Here is a 21,574-nt window from a genome sequence, read left to right as displayed (position 1 = left end):
TTCAACATTAATGCCACTATTAATTTCAAATTATAGTTCAGTAATTATGCCTTCATACGTCTCAACTTTCTCTTTTGCATCGCTGGTCAAATCTGTAAGATTATTTTTCCATTCCTGTATCATCCTAGCTTTTTCTGCTTTAACTCTTTGATACCGTTGTTCAACGGTTTTAATAATATCATCCTTTAAAATAGCTTTCTCAGCTCCGATAACTGCTTTTGATCCACCCACAGCATTACCCCCTACTTAACAACAGTAACTTCTTCTAATTGTTCTTCAGATAGATTAAGACGGTACAAATCCTTTTCATAAACCTTAATTTCTTTTACTTTGTTATTGGCAAACTTAGCATTATCAAATTTAAAGGTTGTAAAATCTATATTAATAAATTCAGTTCCGGTTAAATCTGCATTGGATAGATCTGCGCCTATTAGTTTGGTACGGAAAAAAACCGCTCCCATAAAATTATTTCCACTCAAATCAGCATTCTCAAGATTTGTTTCATAAAATTTAGTATTTGTTAAGAAAGAGTTTTTAAAAGTACAATAGGATAAATCTGAACTATAAAGCTTTGCATTATTCAAATTACAATTCATAAATTGTGCCCTGGCTAAGATTGCAAGTCTTAAACCAGCTTCTTGGAAATTGGAGTTTTCTAATACGGTATCACTAAAATCAGTTTCAGGAAGACTACTTCTATAAAAATTCACACCATTAATAATTGATTTAACAAATACACTTTCAATAAGACTTGCACCCTCAAAATTTGAATCAGACAGGTTGCTGCCGGAAAAATCAGCGTTATGGCAGGTTATTCCTTTATAATTTCCACCTGACAAATCCAGATTTTGAAGAACTGAATAAGAATAATTTTTTTCTCCGTACTCCAGCCATTCCTTTATCTTCTTTGAATCCTTCACCCTTGTATCCATTTTATAAATAATTTCATTATATCCTTTTTCCTGTCCCAGCCTTATTTCCAGTACCTCTTCCTTGTCTAACGCCTTAAATTCTTCAGTCTTTACCGCCTCTTTTATTGCTCTTTTAGTGAAGTTCAAAAGCTTTACGTCACAGTGTATAACACCTTTCTTCCATACTTGATCCATATCCGAAGCGTTTATATTGCTCATATATTTTTTGCTTATTTCAAACAATCTCCCGTAAAAATCGTCCAAAAAGTCATATAACCATCCTACGTTATATGAAATTTTACACTCTTCTCCTTCTTCTAAAAACCATTCGCTTCCGTATGCTTGTACCACGTAATCCCTGCTTTCCTTCTGCAAATTATGTATGTTAAAGGAATAGGTTATATATGCTATCTTTCCCTTTCTGCCTTCTTTTTGCATTTCTTTTATCTTTCTGCACAGTGTACGGAAATTCTCTACAAAAGCTTCCGTCAATTCTTTTCTGTGATCATCTATATATTTTTCTATATTTTTTTTCATCTCCCGAACGTACGGATTGATATATTCCTCTTCAAAATGTTTCAATGCTTCAGACCTTTCCACAATTTTCAACCCCTTTTTAATGAAAATGTTACCATTTATAGCATATCAATATATAAACAGGGTTTCAATTTTTTTCAGAAGATTGATTAACGTAAAAATAGCCGCCAGGTAAAGTGCCGGCGGCCATGAACTTAAAAGTCAAAGTTGTTTGGATCGGGACCCACCCTGTAACCTCTGTCAAGTTTATTTATACTCAACATATCTTCTTTAGAAAGTTCAAAATCAAATATTTCTAAATTAGATTTAATTCTATCTATATTGGCTGACTTAGGAATTGTAATTATACCCATTTGGATATTCCATCTAAGTACAATTTGTGCATGGGTTTTATTATATTTCTTTGCCAGTTTATCAATTAAATCAATATTTAAAATTTCTCCTTTCATAAGAGGGCTCCAGGCTTCGATTTTTATATTTTTCTTATTACAATAATCTAAAAGTTCCGGCTGTATAAGGTAGGGGTGAAATTCCACCTGATTTACCATAGGTGTTATTTTTGTGTTTGGCAGTAAATCTTCTAAATGATTTATTAAAAAATTGCTGACACCTATAGCCCTTATTTTCTTTTCTTCATATAAATATTCAAATGCCTTCCAGGTTTCATTGCTTAATTCTTTAGGCCAGTGAATTAAATATAAATCAAGATAATCTGTTTGAAGTCTTTCTAAAGATTCATTAAATGATTTTATTGTACTGTCATATCCCTGGTCCGGGTTGGCAACTTTTGATACAAGAAAGATTTCTTCTCTTGGAACAGTACTTTTTTTAATGCCTTTTCCAATAGCCTCTTCATTTCCATATGCAGATGCTGTATCAATATGTCTGTATCCAATTTCAAGTGCTTTTACAATTAAATCCGAGGTAGCTTCGCTATTTTCCAGCCTGTAGGTACCTAAACCTATTATAGGCATTTGAACGCCGTTGTGTAGAGTAACTGTTTTCAATTTAATCCTCTCCTTTTAAAAAGTAATGTACTGGCTATTATTGTTACAAAAAAATACTAAAGTATGTATTAAGGTACTGACATGTGGTACTTTGTTATTATATACCCCGTTATATAAATTTAAAAACCAAAAGCAAGATTTAAAAGCAATTATTAAGCAAATTGCGATGTTGAAAACAATTAATAACACAAGCTCATAGAACAGTGCAAAAAAGCCTTCCCCTAAAAAGATGAGAGGAATGCTGATTTGATACACAATAAAAATATGTTACAACGCAATTTGCTTATCATAAGAATCTATTGATTAAGTTAATTTAATCATTTATAATTAAAATGTATTTTTTAAAATGCATTTTGTGAAAAAACATGGCTTGTAATATTTAAAAAAAACTTGTAATATTTAAATAAAAATATGAAAGGTAGTACTCATGTAGTACGGCTTTTTATATAAATATTAATATTTTATAAGGGTAGAATGGAGAGGAAATGAAATGCCTATTACTGAACTACTATCGCGTAATGCTGATATGTATGGAAATGAGACTTGCTTAGTTGAGATAAATTTAGAGCTTCAGGAGAGAGACAATGTAATTTGGAAAGAGTATGAGCTTATAGAAAATAATCCTGCAGGTGAATACCGCCGGGATATGACTTGGCGTGTTTTTGAAGAAAAAGCAAACCGTTTGGCTAATTTACTGATAAAGAGAGGTATTAAAAAAGGGGATAAAGTAGCCATTCTTTTAATGAATTGTTTAGAATGGCTGCCTATTTATTTTGGGATATTAAAATCTGGTGCAGTGGCAGTTCCTTTAAATTTCAGATATACAGCGGAGGAAATAAAATATTGTCTGGAGTTATCAGGATCCTCTGCTTTAATTTTTGGACCTGAATTTATTGGACGTCTAGAGAATATTTATGAGGAAATACCCCAAATAAAACTGCTTCTTTATGCAGGAGAAAACAGACCTTCTTTTGCAGAAAGTTATGACCGCCTTACTGCTAACTGTTCCTCAGAACCTCCACAGGTTGATATAACTGACGCTGATGATGCGGCAATATATTTTTCATCAGGTACTACCGGTTTTCCAAAAGCTATTTTACACAGTCATGGAAGTTTATTGTCAGCATGTTATACAGAACAAAATCATCACCGTCAAACTCGTGAAGATAATTTTTTATGTATACCGCCCCTCTACCATACAGGTGCTAAGATGCACTGGTTTGGGAGTCTGCTTTCAGGCAGCAAAGCTATATTGCTTCGTGGAATTAAACCGGATTGGATATTAAGGACAGTGTCTGAAGAAAAAATCACCATTGTATGGCTTTTAGTTCCCTGGGCACAGGATATTCTTGATGCCATTGAAAGAGGGGATGTAAAGTTGGAGGACTACCAGCTTTCCCAGTGGAGGCTGATGCATATTGGTGCACAGCCGGTTCCGCCAAGTTTGATTCAGCGTTGGAAAAAGTACTTTCCAAATCATGAATATGATACAAACTATGGTCTCAGTGAATCCTGCGGACCTGGATGTGTGCATTTAGGTATAGAAAATATTCATAAAGTCGGGGCTATCGGAAAGCCAGGGTACAACTGGGAGGCCAGAATTGTCAACGAAAAGGGAGAAGATGTGGCACAGGGAGAAGTAGGGGAATTAATAGTTAAAGGGCCAGGTGTAATGAAATGTTATTATAATGATCCAAAAGCAACTGCTGCAATACTGAAAGATGGCTGGCTATATACCGGTGACATGGCAAAAATGGATAAGGATGGATTTATCTACCTGGTGGACAGGAAAAAAGATGTAATTATAAGTGGCGGCGAAAATATATATCCTGTACAAATTGAGGATTTTCTCCGTTCCCATGATGCAATTAAAGATGCAGCGGTTATTGGTCTTCCTGACAAACGCCTTGGTGAAATAGCAACTGCCATTATAGAATTAAAGCCAGGTATGGAGTGTACGGAAGAAGAAATAAATAGTTTTTGCAAGGAATTACCCCGTTATAAACGTCCGAGGAGGATTATTTTTGACAAAGTACCCCGTAATCCTACAGGTAAGATTGAAAAGCCGCGTTTGAGGGAAAAGTATGGTGCAACTTGTTTAGTTGCTGCCCAGGTTGAAATAGAAAAAGCTAAAAAACAATGTAAATAATAAGGGGGCAAATGCCTCCTTATCTCTATTTGCTGCTATAGAAGTTATGTGCTGAAAATTATTACAGCTATCAATAGTAGTTTATTATATGAAAGGATTATAATAAAACAGGGGAGACCTATGGCAAAGATACTTATTGTTGAAGATGACGAAAGTATTGTAATCAATTTAACTGAATACTTATCCGATGAAGGTTATGAAGTGGAATGGGCGGCAGGTCAAAAAGAAGCTATTGAGAAAATAATCAAGAAAAAGTATGATTTGATTTTGCTGGATATATCTTTAAAGGACGGAAACGGTTTTGCCGTTTGTGCAGCTGTAAAGGAAAATACAAGTACTCCGGTTATTTTTTTAACTGCTTCAGATGATGAATACAGTGTAGTGACAGGTCTTGACATGGGAGCGTATGATTACGTGATAAAGCCTTTTCGTCCAAGGGAACTTTTATCCCGTATAAGAAATGTTTTAAGAAGAAGTGGGGAGAGTATACCGGTAGTAAAACTTGATAATATATGCATAGATACAGTTAAAGGTTTAGTTACAAAAAACGGGGAAGAAATTTATCTTTCAGCGTTGGAATATAGATTATTGTTGGTATTTATCAATAACAAGGGTATTGTTTTGTCCCGAAGCAGGCTCATTGAAGAAATTTGGAGCATTGCCGGGGAGTATGTAAACGACAATACATTAACTGTGTATATAAAACGCCTGCGTGAAAAAATAGAAGATGACCCCCAAAATCCAAAAATAATAAAAACCATTCGCGGGCTTGGATACAAGGTTGGTGAGTAATGTGAGTTTTTTTAGGAATCCTGAGATAAAAAAAAGCCTTTTATTTTTTTCTATTCTAACATTCCTTGCTACCGGTATTAGTTTTATATATGGAAATAAGTGCGGCATTTTTACTTTTATTCTATGTTTAATGTTTATTTTAAGCCATTTTATAATTACATATAAAAGATATACAAAAATTGCACAACTAAGCAATAAGATTGATAAAATCCTTCACGGGAAAGATTTTATAGATTTAAATGAATACTCAGAGGGTGAACTTTCAATTTTACAGGATGAAGTACAAAAGCTTATTATAAGATTAAAAGAGCAGGCGGAAATGCTAAAAAAAGAAAAAGTATACCTGGCGGACTCTCTTGCCGACATATCCCACCAAATCAGAACCCCTCTTACATCAATAAATATATTGTTATCTCTTTTATCAAAAAAAGAACTTCCCTATAAAAAAAGGCAGGAGCTTGTAAATGAAACTGAGATGCTGCTTTCAAGGATAGAGTGGCTTATATCTGCACTTCTTAAAATATCGAGATTAGATGCAGGCACTGTTACTCTTCAGCGGAAAACAGTGTTGGTTTCTGAACTGATTAAGCTTTCCATAGCACCCATTGCAATACCTTTAGAACTTAGGGAGCAGCAGATTGAAGTTAATATAAACGGGGACGAGACCTATAAAGGAGACTTGTCCTGGTCTGTTGAAGCCATTGGGAATATAATAAAAAACTGTATGGAAAACACGCAAAAGGGCGGAAAAATAACAATACAGGCAGAAGAAAATCCTATTTATACAGAGATTGTAATAAGTGATAACGGGCCGGGTATAGATAGGGAGGATTTACCACATTTATTTAAACGGTTTTATAAAGGTAAAAATGCCGGCAGCCATAGTGTTGGGATAGGTCTTGCCCTTGCAAGGACAATTATTGCAAATCAAAATGGTACCGTTAAAGCAGAAAACAAAATGGATGGGGGCGCCAAATTTACAGTAAGGTTTTACAAACAAACAATTTAATATACTAATGCTCTAAGTGACATAGGGGAAGAAGAATTGCAAATGCCATAGGTAGTGTCTTTACTATAGTGTTTGTAACAATGGTTTACTCCATGAGAAAAATTAAAAAGGATAATCCTATAGATGCGTTGAGAAATGAAAATATATAATTCCGGAAAGGGAAGTAGCCAGTAGGTATTTAGTATGATATAATTCTTATGAATTTCGGCTAACATTTAAATATAAATAATTTCTTTAACTTTAGGAGGTTATAAATGAAAAAGGTACCATTAGATGAGCTAAAATCCCGCATGGAAAGATTCCGTAAGATAATGGATGAGCAGAATGCCGGCTGGGAAATGGCAGTTATTTTTAGTAAAGTGAACCTTTATTATTTTACCGGCACCATGCCGGAGGGGATGCTTTTAATCCCACGGGACGATGAGGCAACCTTGTGGGTTAGAAGAAGCTTTGAAAGGGCCATGGATGAATCCCTTTTCCCTAACATTAAACCAATGAGAAGTTTTAGGGATGCAGCTCAAAATTTTACAAGCATCCCGGATACCATATACCTTGAGACGGAGTTTGTACCTCTTGGCTTTTATGAGAGGTTTCAAAAGTATTTTCCCTTTAAAAATGTGAAATCTCTAGACAGGCAGATTTCCGGCATACGGTCGGTTAAAAGTCCTTATGAGATGGAAATAATGGAAAGGTGCGGAACTATCCATAAAAAGATACTGGAAGAACGTGTACCTGAAATTCTTGAAGAAGGAATGAGTGAAGTTGAGTTTGCAACGAAATTATATTCAATAATGGTGGAAGAAGGGCATCAGGGAATAGCACGTTTTGGAATGTTTGATACAGAAATACTTATCGGACATATTTGTTTTGGGGAAAGTTCCATTTACCCAACCTACTTTAATGGACCTGGAGGAAATTATGGACTGAGTCCTGCAGTACCACTTTTAGGTAGCCACGAAAGAAAACTTAAAAAAGGTGACTTGGTATTTGTTGACGTTGGCTGTGGTGTGGAAGGTTATCATACAGACAAGACAATGACGTATATGTTCGGCAAACCCCTTCCTGATGAGGTGGTGGCACAGCACAAAACTTGCGTTGATATACAGGACAAAATTGCATCAATGTTAAAGCCAGGGATAGCTCCGGCTGATATTTACAGAGATATAATGGGTAGTCTTTCCGAGGAATTTAAACAAAATTTTATGGGTTTTGAAAAAAGAAGTGTAAAGTTTTTAGGCCATGGAATAGGACTTCATGTTGATGAAATGCCTGTTATTGCAGAAGGTTTTGAAGAGCCTCTCAAAGAGGGTATGGTGCTGGCTTTAGAACCTAAAAAGGGCATTGAAAACGTTGGAATGGTAGGAATTGAAAATACTTTTAAAGTCACCAATGAGGGTGGAATATGTATAACAGGAGATAGCAAAGGTTTGATACCTGTATTTTAGAAACTGCTCCAACAAGCCATATATATCTGTATTTATAAGTCAAAACCTAAATATTTAAAATATTTAGGTTTTGACTTATAAATTTAATTCCTGTTTTAAGTGACGTTTTTGTTATTTTAAAGTCACTGCCCTGTCACTTAAGAAAGATATAATTATGGCATAAACTAAAAATAGGAGATGAATGGCATTATGGAATTGTTGAGAGTAGAAAATCTTACAAAAACATATGGAAAAGGGGAAAATGAAGTAAGGGCATTAGACGGGGTAACATTTTCAGTAAAAAAAGGTGAGTTTATAGCAATCATAGGACCTTCCGGATCGGGAAAATCTACACTATTGCACATTTTAGGCGGGGTGGACAAACCAACCAGCGGAAAGGTTTATGTGGATGGTCAGGATGTCTATGCAAAAAATGATGAACAACTTGCAGTCTTCCGCAGAAGACAAGTTGGACTTATATATCAGTTTTACAATCTTATTCCTGTGCTAAATGTTATAGAAAACATTACCCTGCCTGTGCTTATGGACGGCAGGAAAGTAAATAATGAGAGATTGGAAGAACTTCTTGAGACGCTAAATCTTAAGGGCAGGGAAAATCATCTTCCAAATCAGCTTTCAGGAGGCCAGCAGCAGCGCGTATCCATAGGCAGGGCATTAATAAATGCTCCGGCTGTTGTTCTTGCCGATGAGCCTACAGGGAACCTGGATTCAAAAAACAGTCAGGAGATTATTGAACTTTTAAAACTTTCAAACAAGAAATACAATCAAACTTTGATTATAGTTACACATGATGAGAACATTGCCCTGCAGGCTCAGCGCATTATTGCCATTGAAGATGGAAAAATCACCCGAGATGAGGTGATTGGAAGGTGAATATAATTAATAAAGTAACTCTTCAAATTCTCAAAAGAAATAAAATAAGAACCATTGTAACTATTATAGGGATTATTTTATCTGCATCAATGATTACGGCGGTTACCACTTCGGTGTCAAGCCTACAGAATTTTTTGCTGGATGTGGCCATTTCCCAGGACGGGGATTGGCACGGTGCGGCATATAACGTAAAAAAAGCACAGATTGATGAATTAGAGGAAAACCCCGATGTAGAGTCTTATACATGGCTCCAAAATATCGGTTATGCAAAGCTGGAAGAATCACGGAATGATTATATGCCGTATCTTTTTATCGGGGGAATGGACAAAACCTTTATGGATGTAATGCCCGTTAATTTAATAGAGGGAAGAATGCCGGAAAGCAGGCTAGAGATAATTCTTCCTCAACATTTAGAAACTAATGGCGGTGTAAAATATTCAATAGGCGATGAGCTTTTACTGGATATTGGAAGCAGGATTTCCGATGGCTTTGAACTGGATCAAAGTGTTGGATATCTGAATGGTGAAAATGGCGGAATGGAAGAGACTGAAGAATTGGTGATAAGAGAACAGCGTATATTTACCGTGGTGGGGTTTTATGAACGTCCCAGCTTTGAACCTTATGTTGGTCCCGGATATACCGCTTTGACTTTATCAGATAATGCCGGTGCTGACAATTATGATGTCTATATCAAAGTAAAAAAAATAAAAAATATTTATAATTTTTTAGATGCCAATTTTCCTGAAAACAAAAGAGAAACTAACAGAGATTATCTTATTTTTAGCGGTGTTTCAGATGATATCGGTTTTAATAAGGTATTGTACGGACTTGCCGGGGTTTTAATTGCCCTTATAATGTTTGGCTCAATTTCATTAATATACAATGCTTTTTCCATATCCGTAAGTGAGAGGACAAAGCAGTTCGGCCTTTTATCATCTATAGGTGCAACCAAGAGGCAGCTGTTAAGAAGTGTGCTTTTTGAGGCATTTATCTTAAGCATAATAGGTATACCGCTGGGCATATTATCTGGAATTGCAGGAATAGGGGTAACATTAAAACTTACAAGAAATTTATTTATGTCTTTTTTACAATATAATTCAAATGTGGAACTGCATTTATATGTATCGGCAGGTGCTGTGGTTGCCGCAGTACTGATAGGGTTTATTACAGTGCTGATATCTGCGTATATTCCTGCAAGACGCGCCGTAAAGTTATCTGCCATTGATGCCGTCAGGCAAAATAATGACGTTAAGATTAAGGCAGGAAAGGTGAAAACCTCAAAGCTTACTTACAAGCTGTTTGGATTTGAAGGTATGATTGCTAGGAAGAATTTTAAACGCAACAAGAAAAAGTATCGTGCTACAGTAGTTTCCCTTTTTATGAGTGTGGTTTTGTTTATATCTGCCAGTAGTTTTTGTGCATATCTTACAAAGGGCACCAATTCTGTTATAGATGAGAAAGAATATGATATTATTTATACCTTTACGCCTGACATTAGTGAAAAGTGTTCATTAGAGGAGTTGTTTGAAGAATTATCCGGGGTAAAAGGAGTTAAAGACAGCAGTTATGCATATTTTGAGCATAAAAATATTGAAGTTCCAGTAAATAGTCTAAGTAAAGAATATATAAATTACCGCAAAAAAATATACGGGGAAAACTATCCTTACTACAAGTCAGGACATGAAGAATTTAGTGCTTCAATATATTTTATTGATAATGGCTCGTATGAAAAGTTTCTGAATAAAAATTCATATGATAAAGAATTATATTTAAATTCTGATGAGCCGTTAGCTGTTATTAGGGATTTTACAAAACATAGTAATGAAAGTAAATATTATACATTCCATATATTAGAGGAAGAAATTGGAGAAATTAAATTGAGACAGATTAAAAAAATAGAAGGGTATTATTACAACGGAAAATATACTGATGATGCAGGAGAGACAATTTACTTTTTTAGCAGTGAAAATGCTGAAAATGGGGAAGAGGAGATGAAATTAACCTTTGATGAGGCAACTGAGGAATTAAATTTAAAAATTGGTGTTGTTTCAGATGAAAAACCATTTTGTGTGGATAACAACTTTGGAGATACAATAACATTTATGTACCCCTACAGTGCTATTTCAGCTTACACCGACAGAAATATTGAAAGTGTGGAAGCAATATTGTATTTTAAGGCGGATGATCACAAGTCTGTATATAATAAAATGTGCAGCATTTTAGAGGAAAAGGAATTACCGGTTTCAAGGCTGTATGATGCTGCTGAAAACGGGGAATCTATGAGAGCATTGGTAACCGTTGTTAATGTTTTTTCCTACGGATTTATAATTTTAATATCACTGATAGCACTGGCAAATGTGTTTAATACAATTTCAACAAACATTGCCCTCCGCCGCCGGGAGTTTGCAATGCTAAGGTCTATAGGAATGACCCAAAAGGGATTTAATAAAATGATGAATTATGAATGCCTGCTCTATGGAATTAAGGGGTTGATGTATGGTATTCCTGTATCCTTTGGTGTAACCTATCTTATTTACCGGAGTATCATTGAAGGATGGGAGACGGGATTCTTTGTCCCTTGGTATAGCGTTGTTATTGCCATAGGCAGTGTTTTTGCAGTAGTTTTTGCAACAATGATTTATTCCATGAGAAAAATAAAAGATGATAATCCTATAGATGCTTTAAGAAATGAAAATATATGATTTTTAATGAATTTAACTAATGAGATTTATAAAAGGCCGGTCAATAAAATGACTGGTCTTTTTAAAAAGTTTACAAATGCGTATTATTCTATCTTTCATAATGGCAGGTTTTAAAGTAATTGTTGAAATAGTTAAAAGAAAAATATAGAATAGGTTTAGGCACTTATAAAATACTATATTAATAAATAAAGGAGAGATTATAATTATTTTTTAAGTAAGTATAGTGTATTATACAAAAAAAACATCTTAAGTTCTGGATGTATATGAGCGTTATTTAAATGCAAAACAAAGAAAAGAAAATATTGATATCATGGGCAGACATTGAAGAGAGGTGTTTTATAGTACAAATGAATTTAGAAGAATTATTATTTAATTTTGATTGTTTATCTGTATATAGAAAATTTTTAGAAGACAAGATAATTGAAAAATTATATAAACTCATTGATTATATTAATAATGACCAACCACAATTTAATGTATTTACAAGATTATACAATGAGTTTTTTATTGAACTTATTGCATCAAATTCAACTGCTACACTTAAAGAATATGTAATTGAAAAAATTATATTTGATGAAAATCCCTTTTCTATGCTGGCAGAAAAAGAATGTTTTGAGGATATTGATAAACAATTGGTAAAGGCAGTTTCAAGGGATTTAGACAGTCTTTATGCCATATCTTCTATAACTTCCGGTGAAATTAAAGAATTTGCCTTAAAGAAAATTTCCGGTAGCAGGTTACAAAGAGATGCAATAAATGGCCTTGCTTCTTGGGAGTTTGAGAAGAAAAGTAAGTGCAGCAAAAAAACATTTTCAGTCCAATGCAATGATGTATTTAATGAATTTTATCTGAATAGCACATGGGGAGAAAAGGTGAAAAAACTTGCGGACTTTTATTATAAAAACGGCTGTGGGATATTTGCCAGATACAGTGCTTTTGTATGGGAGCGCAAGGAAAATGGTGGATACCTAAGAGGAATTGAATCCCCTGACCCTATCCGTTTATCAGATTTTATAGGTTATGAGGAGCAGCGCCTTGATGTGATAAAAAACACAGAAAAGTTTGTTAATGGGCTTCCTGCAAACAATGTTTTGTTATATGGGGACAGGGGTACGGGAAAATCATCAACTGTAAAGGCTATAGGAAATGAATATAGTGAATCAGGACTAAGAATTATCGAAGTTTCAAAAAAGCATCTTACGGATTTTCCTGCAATAATAAGACAGGTAAAAAACAGAAAGTGCAAATTTATCATTTTTGTTGATGATCTATCCTTTGAAGATACCGAAGAGAGTTATACCGTTTTAAAGTCAGTCCTTGAGGGAGGGGTAGAGAACAGACCGGACAATGTATTAATTTATGCCACTTCCAACAGAAGGCATCTTATTAAGGAGAAATTCAGTGAGAGAGCGGGCTTAAAGTCTGACAGCCTTGATGATGAAGTAAGGGCCAGAGATACCATACAAGAGAAGCTTTCACTTTCAGAGAGGTTTGGAATTACTGTGATTTTTTCATCACCGGACAAGAAGGAGTTTTTGGAGATTGTGGAGGGTCTTGCAGAAAAAAGGGGCATTAATGTAGACAAAGACTGGCTTCAAAAAGAAGCAATAAAATGGGAACTTATGTACAACGGTAGGTCTGCAAGGACAGCAAAGCAGTTTATTGATTGGTTAGAGGGAAGTGAATTTTTAAATAATTAGATGTGTATTAAGACATAAAAAAACTATGTATTAAAAAAGGAGCTGTGTACAAGCAGTTTTTCAGCTGCTTATACAACAAGCTCCCTTTTTATTTACTTATAAATCCTTATTAGTCTTCTTGCTTATAAAGCTCAACTAATCTCTGTAAGTGCTCATAACGCTCTTTAGCTAAAGCTTCAGATTTATTAAAGAGTTTTTCAGCACGTTCTGGGAATGTGCGTGTCAATCGTGTGAAACGTATTTCGTTGTTTAAGAACTCCTGGTAAGTTCCATCACCCGGTTTGGATGAAAGCGTAAACGGATTTTTGCCTTCAGCCTTAAGAGCAGGGTTGAATGAGAACAGATTCCAGTAACCACTTTGCACAGCTTTCTTCATTGCTGTCTGACAGTGGTTCATTCCACCCTTAATTCCATGAAGTTCACATGGAGCATAGGCAATTATTAATGAAGGTCCGTTGTAAGCTTCAGCTTCAGCAATTACTTTAATAGCCTGAGCTGGGTTCGCTCCAAGAGCAATTTGTGCCACATACACGTATCCGTAAGTCATAGCTATTTCTGCTAGGTTTTTCTTTGGAGTTTCTTTACCTGCAGCAGCAAATTGACAAACTTCACCTATTGTAGATGCTTTAGATGTCTGACCTCCTGTATTTGAATACATTTCTGTATCAAATACCATAACATTTACGTCTTCACCTGTAGCAAGTACATGGTCAAGTCCGCCAAATCCAATGTCATATGCCCAGCCGTCTCCACCAAAGATCCATATGGATTTCTTGGACAGATATTGCTTTTTCTCAAGAACTTCTTTAGCAAGGTTACATCCTGCATTTGCAGCCTTTTCAAGCTCAACAATTAATGCATCTGCTGCAGGCGCGTTATCCCTTGTGTTGTCCTTAGTTTCTAAGAACTTAGCAATAGCAGCTTTAAGTTCATCAGAAGCTTTATCTGAAGCAGCTATTTTTTCCACTTTGGCAATTAATTCTTCACGTATAACTTTTTGTCCAAGGTACATACCAAATCCATGCTCAGCATTATCTTCAAATAATGAGTTTGCCCAAGCCGGACCTTTTTTAGAGTCTTTATTTACTGTATACGGGCTGGTAGCAGCAGGACCTCCCCATATGGAAGAACAACCTGTAGCATTGGATATATACATTTGTTCACCAAATAATTGAGTAACTAAGCGAGCATAGGATGTTTCTGCACAGCCTGCACAGCTTCCTGAGAACTCAAGAAGTGGCTGGTTAAACTGTGATCCTTTAACGGTAGTTGCCGCCGGTACTCCAGGCTTTTTGCTTACATTTGCTACTAAATAATCAAATACTGGCTGTTCATGGGATTGAGATTCCCTAGGTACCATCCTGATAGCATCCTTAGGACAAACAGTGATACACTCGCCGCATCCCATACAGTCCATAGGACTTACACTCATTGTAAATTTATATTCGCTTGCCTTTGGTCTTGTATCAGCAAGTTTTATATTAGATGGGGCAGCTTTTATTTCTTCCTCGTCTAACATAAACGGACGGATTGTAGCGTGTGAACATACATATGCACAGCTGTTACACTGGATACATTTTTCAGGATCCCACTCAGGCACGCTTACTGCAACAGCACGTTTTTCGTATGCAGAAGCGCCAAGTTCAAATTCTCCGTTTGCATAATCCACAAAGGCAGATACCGGTAAATCGTCACCTTTCATCAATGAAATTGGTATCATTAGGTTTTTAACCATCTTAACTGTTTCAGGACGTCCTGTAATTTCAGGAGCAGGAGCGTCTGATTCAGGATTTGACCAGGAAGCCGGTACTTCTACTTTGTGAAGTGCATCTACACCGGCATCAATTGCCTTGTAGTTCATTTCAACAACTGCGTCACCTTTTTTACCATAAGATGCTTTAGCTGCTTCTTTCATGTATCTTACAGCATCCTCGATAGGCAATATATTTGCCAGTTTAAAGAATGCAGATTGAAGGATTGTATTGGTACGTTTACCCATTCCAATTTCAATTGCCTTGTCAATGGCATTTATTGTGTATACCTGAATGTTATTGTCTGCAATGTATTTTTTAGAATCAGCATCTAATTTTTCACCTAATTCTTCATCAGTCCACTGACAGTTAATCAAGAAAGTTCCGCCTGGTTTAACTTCTTGAACCATTCTGAATCCTTTCAATATATATGAAGGATTGTGACAAGCCACAAAGTCAGCCTGATTTATATAGTAAGGACTCTTAATTGGTTTATCTCCAAATCTTAGGTGGGAGATAGTTACACCGCCGGTTTTCTTGGAGTCATACTGGAAGTATGCCTGAACATACTTATCTGTGTGGTCACCAATAATTTTAATGGAGTTGGTGTTTGCACCCACAGTCCCGTCTCCTCCAAGACCCCAGAATTTACACTCAACTGTGCCTTTTGCCGCTGTAATAGGAGCAGGTTTAACTTCCGGTAAACTCAAGTGTGTAACATCGTCTACTATTCCCACTGTAAAGCGTGGTTTAGGTTCATCTTTATTAAGTTCTGTGAAAATGGCAAATACAGAAGATGGTGGAGTATCTTTAGAGCCAAGTCCATAACGTCCGTTTGTAACAACTATGTCATTAAGTCCTGCTTCACGAAGTGTTGTAGCAACGTCAAGGAATAAAGGCTCACCTAATGCTCCGGGTTCTTTTGTACGGTCAAGTACTGCAATCTTTTTAACCGTCTTAGGAAGAACTTTAAGGAAACTATTAGAAACCCAAGGACGGTATAGACGTACCTTTATCAGTCCAACTTTTTCTCCAGCAGCATTTAGATAATCTACCACTTCTTCAACTACATCACAGAAAGAGCCCATTGCAACGATAACACGGTCAGCATCCGGTGCTCCGTAGTAGTTAAATAAATCATAGTTTGTACCAAGTTTTTCATTTACTTTTGCCATGTATTTTTCAACAATAGCAGGTAAATTATTGTAGTAAGGGTTGCATGCTTCACGGTGCTGGAAGAATATATCCCCGTTCTCGTGTGAACCACGCATTTTTGGATTTTCAGGATTTAATGCACTGTTGCGGAAAGCCTTTACAGCTTCCATATTGCACATTTCTTTTAAATCTGAATAATCCCATACTTCAATTTTTTGAATTTCATGGGATGTACGGAAACCGTCAAAGAAGTTGAGGAACGGAACCCTGCTCTCAATTGCAGCTAAGTGTGCAACAGCACTTAAGTCCATAACTTCTTGAGGATTTGATTCAGCAAGCATTGCAAATCCTGTCTGACGGCAAGCATAAACGTCACTGTGGTCGCCAAATATACTCAAAGCATGTGTAGCTACAGCACGTGCTGACACGTGGAATACGCCAGGAAGTAATTCGCCGGCTATTTTGTACATATTTGGAATCATCAACAGAAGCCCCTGTGAAGCTGTAAATGTTGTAGTCAGTGCACCTGCAGCTAAAGAACCGTGAACTGTTCCAGCAGCGCCTGCTTCAGATTGAAGTTCAACAACTTTTACCTGGTTACCGAAAATATTTTCCCTTCCTGCAGCAGACCATTGGTCGACATAATCAGCCATTGGACTTGAAGGTGTGATTGGGTAGATGGCAGCAACTTCAGTAAATGCATAGGCTACGTGTGCAGCAGCGGTGTTGCCATCCATTGTTTGTTTTTTTCTTGCCATTTTTTATTCCCCCTTTTAATAGTTTTACATTTCATACTAAAGATTTTGCTTAAATATTTACTGTAAATTTTGCATACATGATAATGTATACAAAATACATTGTTAAGAATAAAGGTGTGTTTGTTTTTTATTATACCTTCCTTTAAGTATAAAGTTTTTAGGAGATATTTTTAAAGAACATATCAGTACGGCATAATCATATAATGTTATCTTATAAATAAATCATATATGCCCTATATGTTAAATTATAAACAAACCTTTTCTTAACTCATTCTATTTTAGCACTTTTTTAAAAAAAAACAAAGTCTTAATTTGTTGAAAATGAAAAGTACTGTCTTAATTTACCGCAATCTGTCATTAATATTTTATGCACCATTATTTCCCTTATTAACATTGACAATAAAAATGAAAAAAGTATAATTATAATATGCTTTTATTCAATTTTACCATAAATCAATAAAACAATAAAAGCGAAATTTTAAGTAAAGCGAGGGGATAAAAAATGGGTGAAAGCTCTTATAATCCGTATGTAGTTGCACAGACACAGTTTGACACTGTGGCAGATTTAATCGGACTTGATGAACCCACCCGTGAATTGCTGCGCCAGCCAAGCAGGGAATTTCACTTTACAATTCCTGTGAAAATGGATGATGGTTCATGTAAAGTTTTTAAAGGTTACAGGGTACAGCATAATGATGCAAGGGGACCTGCTAAAGGCGGGATACGTTTCCATCCTGATGAGACAATTGATACTGTCCGTGCATTATCTATGTGGATGACATGGAAGTGTGCTGTTGTTGATATACCACTTGGCGGGGGCAAGGGCGGAGTGGTTTGCGATCCGCGTAATTTATCTGAAAGTGAGCAGGAAAGACTCTGCCGTGGATATATAAGACAGCTTGCTAAAAATATAGGTCCAAATAAAGATGTACCTGCTCCTGATGTTATGACAAATGCCCAGCATATGCTTTGGATGATGGACGAATATGAGACACTAACCGGTGCCCATTATCCTGGAGTAATTACCGGAAAACCTGTGGGCATGGGCGGTTCACTAGGACGCAGGGAAGCTACCGGATATGGTGTGATTTATACATTGAGGGAAGCATTAAAAGTCCTTAATATTGATATAACAAAAACAACTGCCAGCATCCAGGGTTTTGGTAATGTTGCAGAGCATGCTGCCCGCCTGTATTCAAAAATGGGTGGAAAAGTTATTGCCATATCATCATGGGACAATGTTGACAAAAAAGCTTATACTTTCCGTAAACTTGATGGATTAGACATTGAAAAGATGGCAGAAATTAAAGATGCTTTTGGTACTATTGATAAAGAAAAAGCAAAAGATTTAGGGTGTGAAGTTTTAGACGGTGGGGAATGGATATCCCAGGATGTTGACATATTGCTTCCATGTGCATTAGAAAACCAGATAATACCAGAGACGGTTGCTAAAATAAGTAGCCAGGTAAAGGTTATTTGTGAAGGTGCTAACGGTCCTACTACACCTGATGCGGATGCATTAATTAAGGAAAGAAATATTTATCTGATCCCTGACTTTTTATGCAATGCCGGTGGTGTTACATGCAGTTATTTTGAACAGGTACAGTGCAATATGAATTATTTCTGGCCAAAGGAAGAAGTTTTAGAAAAGCTTGACCAAAAGATGACATCTGCTTTCCATGCTGTACATAACCTTGCACAGGAAAAAGGTTTGTACATGCGTGATGCAGCATATGTAATTGCCATTAACCGTGTTGCTGAAGCTGTAAAACTCCGCGGATGGGTATAATTAAAACTAGGACGTGTATATTTAAACTTTAAAAAAACAAGGCTTGGATGATCTTAAAAATCATTCAAGCCTTATATTTTAATAAAACCGGCTATACTTTTTAATTGTTTATGGGTTATCTATATATTTGTAGGTTGTGCCATTCCGCCTGCTGCGCTTCCTGCATTATCAAGGATTTGTCTAAACTTGCTGGATGCATTGGAGACTTTTTCGTATAAGTCTACAGCTGGTACCGGGTTTTGTTCTATAGCGGCAAAATACGCTTTTGCCATATTTACAGTTGCCAGAGGATCTATTATTGCTTTATTTAAAGCCCATACAACAAGGGCGATAAACAGCACACCAAAAAAGCCCATATTCAAAGAACTTGCAAACAAGGCAAAAGAAACTATATATAAAATAGCTTTTAATACCCACAGCATAAGAACTGTTTTAACTGCACCAACACCTATAGCTTTCCAGTTTTGAGCATATAAGACAATTCCATCTGCCGAGGTTTTCCATATGTTGGCCTCTGGATTGTTTTCCCTGCTAACAAAAATATATCCTAAAATGCACTCATCAATGTAATTGCATGCTGTTTCTACAACTAAATTAAAAAGACGTATTATAAATGCGGCTCCAGGAATTATAGACAGAAAAGAACCAATAGTGTTAAATATCCGGATTACCTGTCGTACTGCTCCTCTTATTAGAATATCCAAAACTGCAACGGATGCAGCAGCACCGATATTTGATTTAACTTTTTCTATTCCGTATTTAACCTGTCCCTTTTCAGGCATATTGCCTGTTGTTAAGTATTCAGTTATAACTGCAATATGTGCTGCCTTTAAAAAGTATAATACAAAGTGTCCCGCCGCTTTTGTCCCGCCGCTTTTACAATTCCAAAAATACCTGCAATGCCTAGTAAAAATAAAATAGCCGCCACTTGGGGAGAGCCAATTGCGCCGGAGATAAAAATCAATATTCCCAGCCACAGCATTGCAGCTATTGCAGTCACCACATAAATGCCAAATCTAATTCCCAAAAACGGCAAAGTTTTTAGTAAAATACCTACAGTTCCTTTTTTCATAAACAGACCTCCTTGTCTTTTTTCAAAGGAAAGTTTTTGGAATTTGAGATAAAAAAGATAAGTAGTAACTTTAAGACTTGTGCAGTTTAGATTTAGTTAAAAAATGAACTTTCATAAATAATTATATAATAAGTGGAAAGAATTTTCAAGAAAAATTTTCAAAAATAACATTTTATAAGCACAAAAAATACACAGGCTGTAGCCTGTGAGAAATCTTAAGTTTTAGCCTGTGTGAAATTTTAAAGGATTAAAGTATATATCTATAATTAAAGTATATATCTATATATATAATTTATATTATAAACAGCAAGTGTTTATAAAGTTAATTTACAGGCAATTTACTGATTTCTTCTAAAATATATCTTTGTATCAGATTATAATCTATTGAATTAATTTCCCCATCGCAGTTTACATCTGCATTTATTAATCCTTCGGGATAGGGGAAACTGTCTATTATCTCTAAAATATATCTTTTTAAAATGGTCAAATCGCTGGAATTAACAATGTTATCCCCGTTTACGTCTCCATACAGGGTTTCTTTAGATGAATTTTTAAAGAAATCATATACTAAAGTAGTCAATGTATCCCCGCCTTCTTTAGGATGGTCCCCGCTTAACTCCCATATCATAATGCCTCCTAAATTTTTTTCTTCCACATAGTCTAATCTTATTTGAAGAGCTTCTTCATCAATATAGCTGTACATGGTGGAAGAGATGCTGTTCCATATATAAGGAGCTTTGGCATATTCATCCCAAAGTCTTAAAAATGATGAATCAGGTAAATTTAATAAATCTTTTATGTAGTGAAATGGTTTTGTCCCTAAAGGTTCATGAGAGGTACCAAAAAGCCCGTCTGAACTTCCGGTTATATTTGTCCAGCCTGTGGCATAGAAGGGTATTCCTAAGTTTAGTTTGTGTTCAGGAACTCCTAGTTTTAAATATTCATTTACCGTCCAGTCAATATTCCCCCTCTCTTTCCTGTAAGGGGAAGAAGGGTCAGAAGGATTTGTGTAAAGGGGGGACAAATGGTTTGTTGTATTTTCCCAGGAACCGCTGTAGTCATATGTCATAAGGTTTATAAAGTCAAGGTACTGATGAAATTTATCAGGTTCCATATTTCCAATTGCCGAACTTCCGGCAGGTGCTGCTATTGTAAGAAGATAATGCTTTCCATCCTCTTTACCCGCATCGTCAAGTTTTTCCCTTAAAGTTTTTAAAAGAAGGGTAAAATTTTCCTTGTCCTCAGGTCTTGTTATATTTGTAGACATACCTCCGCCTACAGGGTATTCCCAATCAATATCCACTCCGTCAAATTGATACTTTCGTATAAAATCAACACAGCTTTGGGCAAATAGTTCCCTTGATTCATTTGTAAGAGCCACATCTGAAAAATATGTAGAAAGTGTCCAGCCGCCTACTGATATTAAGGTTTTTACGTGGGGGTATTGCTCTTTATATTTCATAAGCTGTCCAAAATGCCCTCTTACAGGGGTTTCCCATGTGTCATCTCCAAAAGGCTTTTCAATGGCAGCCCATGTATCATGTATGGCTATTTTTCCGTCTTCAATTTTGGCAAAGGCATAATTTATATGGGTTATTTTGTCCCACGGGATATGTGAAACTTCGTAATAATTGTCTTCAAGGTATATACCCCATTCAGAAAAATATCCTACTATGTTTTTGGACTGGGCATAAGTTTTAACAGAAAAGAAACTTAAAATTATTAAAGATATAAATAAAACACATAGAAAAAAGTTTTTGTTACCAATAGCTCTCATTTTTATCCTCCCTAAAAAAATGATAAAATCAAAATACCAAAAATTAGGCAGTTTAAACTGATGAGAAATTAAAGTAAATAGAAATGGTGAGAATTGTGCTGCTACCTAAAATAATTATATCATATCCAATGTTTTGAAACAAACAGG

At 35.8% G+C, this 21,574-nt stretch carries 15 protein-coding genes; 8 read left to right on the top strand and 7 right to left on the bottom strand.

The window, feature by feature from the left end; translation table 11 throughout:
- Positions 1 to 30: 30 nt before the first annotated feature.
- The 3 genes from HVS_RS10830 to HVS_RS10820 all read right to left on the bottom strand — a co-directional run bounded on the left by HVS_RS10830 (position 31) and on the right by HVS_RS10820 (position 2,422).
- Positions 31 to 231: a hypothetical protein gene (locus tag HVS_RS10830; RefSeq protein WP_101302235.1), complete on the bottom strand. Its 201-nt coding sequence runs from the start codon at positions 229 to 231 to the stop codon at positions 31 to 33.
- Positions 232 to 242: 11 nt separating this feature from the next.
- Positions 243 to 1,511 carry a pentapeptide repeat-containing protein gene (locus HVS_RS10825; RefSeq protein WP_101302233.1) on the bottom strand — a complete coding sequence of 423 codons (1,269 nt, stop codon included), beginning with the start codon at positions 1,509 to 1,511 and terminating at the stop codon, positions 243 to 245.
- Between the two features lie 131 nt (positions 1,512 to 1,642).
- The gene (locus HVS_RS10820) at positions 1,643 to 2,422 is read right to left on the bottom strand and encodes an aldo/keto reductase (protein ID WP_101304244.1); all 780 of its coding nucleotides are present in this window, start codon (positions 2,420 to 2,422) and stop codon (positions 1,643 to 1,645) included.
- A gap of 523 nt (positions 2,423 to 2,945) precedes the next feature.
- Between HVS_RS10820 and HVS_RS10815 the strand changes: the two genes are divergently transcribed.
- The 7 genes from HVS_RS10815 to HVS_RS10785 all read left to right on the top strand — a co-directional run bounded on the left by HVS_RS10815 (position 2,946) and on the right by HVS_RS10785 (position 13,125).
- Entirely contained in the window at positions 2,946 to 4,604 is a 1,659-nt protein-coding gene (locus HVS_RS10815; protein WP_101302230.1) for a class I adenylate-forming enzyme family protein, read from the top strand.
- 120 nt (positions 4,605 to 4,724) lie between these two features.
- Positions 4,725 to 5,396 carry a response regulator transcription factor gene (locus HVS_RS10810; RefSeq protein WP_101302228.1) on the top strand — a complete coding sequence of 224 codons (672 nt, stop codon included), beginning with the start codon at positions 4,725 to 4,727 and terminating at the stop codon, positions 5,394 to 5,396.
- 130 nt (positions 5,397 to 5,526) lie between these two features.
- Entirely contained in the window at positions 5,527 to 6,405 is an 879-nt protein-coding gene (locus tag HVS_RS10805) for a sensor histidine kinase (RefSeq protein WP_242971548.1), read from the top strand.
- Positions 6,406 to 6,659: 254 nt separating this feature from the next.
- On the top strand, positions 6,660 to 7,850 hold the full coding sequence (locus HVS_RS10800) for a M24 family metallopeptidase (protein WP_101302224.1): 1,191 nt from the start codon (positions 6,660 to 6,662) through the stop codon (positions 7,848 to 7,850).
- A gap of 189 nt (positions 7,851 to 8,039) precedes the next feature.
- A complete protein-coding gene (locus HVS_RS10795; RefSeq protein ID WP_101302222.1) occupies positions 8,040 to 8,723 on the top strand; it encodes an ABC transporter ATP-binding protein in 684 nt (227 codons plus the stop codon).
- Positions 8,720 to 11,425: an ABC transporter permease gene (locus tag HVS_RS10790; RefSeq protein ID WP_101302220.1), complete on the top strand. Its 2,706-nt coding sequence runs from the start codon at positions 8,720 to 8,722 to the stop codon at positions 11,423 to 11,425. Before HVS_RS10795 ends, HVS_RS10790 begins: the two co-directional genes overlap by 4 nt.
- 278 nt (positions 11,426 to 11,703) lie before the next feature.
- The gene (locus tag HVS_RS10785) at positions 11,704 to 13,125 is read left to right on the top strand and encodes an ATP-binding protein (protein WP_235827691.1); all 1,422 of its coding nucleotides are present in this window, start codon (positions 11,704 to 11,706) and stop codon (positions 13,123 to 13,125) included.
- A 109-nt stretch (positions 13,126 to 13,234) separates the two neighbouring features.
- Here the strand turns inward: HVS_RS10785 and nifJ are convergent, their stop codons facing one another.
- Positions 13,235 to 16,789: a pyruvate:ferredoxin (flavodoxin) oxidoreductase gene (gene nifJ, locus HVS_RS10780; RefSeq protein WP_101302218.1), complete on the bottom strand. Its 3,555-nt coding sequence runs from the start codon at positions 16,787 to 16,789 to the stop codon at positions 13,235 to 13,237.
- 502 nt (positions 16,790 to 17,291) lie between these two features.
- Here nifJ and HVS_RS10775 point away from each other — a divergent pair.
- Positions 17,292 to 18,578, top strand: a complete 1,287-nt coding sequence (locus HVS_RS10775) for a Glu/Leu/Phe/Val family dehydrogenase (RefSeq protein ID WP_101302216.1) — start codon at positions 17,292 to 17,294, stop codon at positions 18,576 to 18,578.
- 119 nt (positions 18,579 to 18,697) lie between these two features.
- Here HVS_RS10775 and HVS_RS10770 read toward each other — a convergent pair whose 3' ends face one another.
- The 3 genes from HVS_RS10770 to HVS_RS10760 form a co-directional block, all read right to left on the bottom strand.
- Positions 18,698 to 19,360 carry a hypothetical protein gene (locus HVS_RS10770; RefSeq protein WP_101302214.1) on the bottom strand — a complete coding sequence of 221 codons (663 nt, stop codon included), beginning with the start codon at positions 19,358 to 19,360 and terminating at the stop codon, positions 18,698 to 18,700.
- Between the two features lie 47 nt (positions 19,361 to 19,407).
- A complete protein-coding gene (locus HVS_RS10765; RefSeq protein ID WP_101302212.1) occupies positions 19,408 to 19,650 on the bottom strand; it encodes a hypothetical protein in 243 nt (80 codons plus the stop codon).
- Between the two features lie 322 nt (positions 19,651 to 19,972).
- Positions 19,973 to 21,427 (bottom strand): glycosyl hydrolase family 18 protein, encoded by a 1,455-nt coding sequence (locus tag HVS_RS10760; RefSeq protein ID WP_101302210.1) that lies wholly within the window; start codon positions 21,425 to 21,427, stop codon positions 19,973 to 19,975.
- Between the last annotated feature and the right edge of the window lie 147 nt (positions 21,428 to 21,574).

Origin of the sequence: Acetivibrio saccincola, assembly GCF_002844395.1 — a bacterium.
Classification (GTDB): Bacteria; Bacillota; Clostridia; order Acetivibrionales; family Acetivibrionaceae; genus Herbivorax; species Herbivorax saccincola.
Note: the sequence above shows the minus strand (reverse complement) of the source record. Positions and strands in the feature narration are given on the sequence as shown.

What these genes read in the sequence shown, in the direction of transcription:
- HVS_RS10785 (WP_235827691.1), top strand. Translation starts at nt 11,704, where the DNA reads ATGCAAAACAAAGAAAAGAAAATATTGATATCATGGGCAGACATTGAA.
- HVS_RS10800 (WP_101302224.1), top strand. Translation starts at nt 6,660, where the DNA reads ATGAAAAAGGTACCATTAGATGAGCTAAAATCCCGCATGGAAAGATTC.
- HVS_RS10770 (WP_101302214.1), bottom strand. Translation starts at nt 19,360, where the DNA reads ATGCCTGAAAAGGGACAGGTTAAATACGGAATAGAAAAAGTTAAATCA.
- HVS_RS10820 (WP_101304244.1), bottom strand. Translation starts at nt 2,422, where the DNA reads ATGCCTATAATAGGTTTAGGTACCTACAGGCTGGAAAATAGCGAAGCT.
- nifJ (WP_101302218.1), bottom strand. Translation starts at nt 16,789, where the DNA reads ATGGCAAGAAAAAAACAAACAATGGATGGCAACACCGCTGCTGCACAC.
- HVS_RS10795 (WP_101302222.1), top strand. Translation starts at nt 8,040, where the DNA reads ATGGAATTGTTGAGAGTAGAAAATCTTACAAAAACATATGGAAAAGGG.
- HVS_RS10815 (WP_101302230.1), top strand. Translation starts at nt 2,946, where the DNA reads ATGCCTATTACTGAACTACTATCGCGTAATGCTGATATGTATGGAAAT.
- HVS_RS10760 (WP_101302210.1), bottom strand. Translation starts at nt 21,427, where the DNA reads ATGAGAGCTATTGGTAACAAAAACTTTTTTCTATGTGTTTTATTTATA.
- HVS_RS10765 (WP_101302212.1), bottom strand. Translation starts at nt 19,650, where the DNA reads ATGAAAAAAGGAACTGTAGGTATTTTACTAAAAACTTTGCCGTTTTTG.
- HVS_RS10810 (WP_101302228.1), top strand. Translation starts at nt 4,725, where the DNA reads ATGGCAAAGATACTTATTGTTGAAGATGACGAAAGTATTGTAATCAAT.
- HVS_RS10775 (WP_101302216.1), top strand. Translation starts at nt 17,292, where the DNA reads ATGGGTGAAAGCTCTTATAATCCGTATGTAGTTGCACAGACACAGTTT.
- HVS_RS10805 (WP_242971548.1), top strand. Translation starts at nt 5,527, where the DNA reads ATGTTTATTTTAAGCCATTTTATAATTACATATAAAAGATATACAAAA.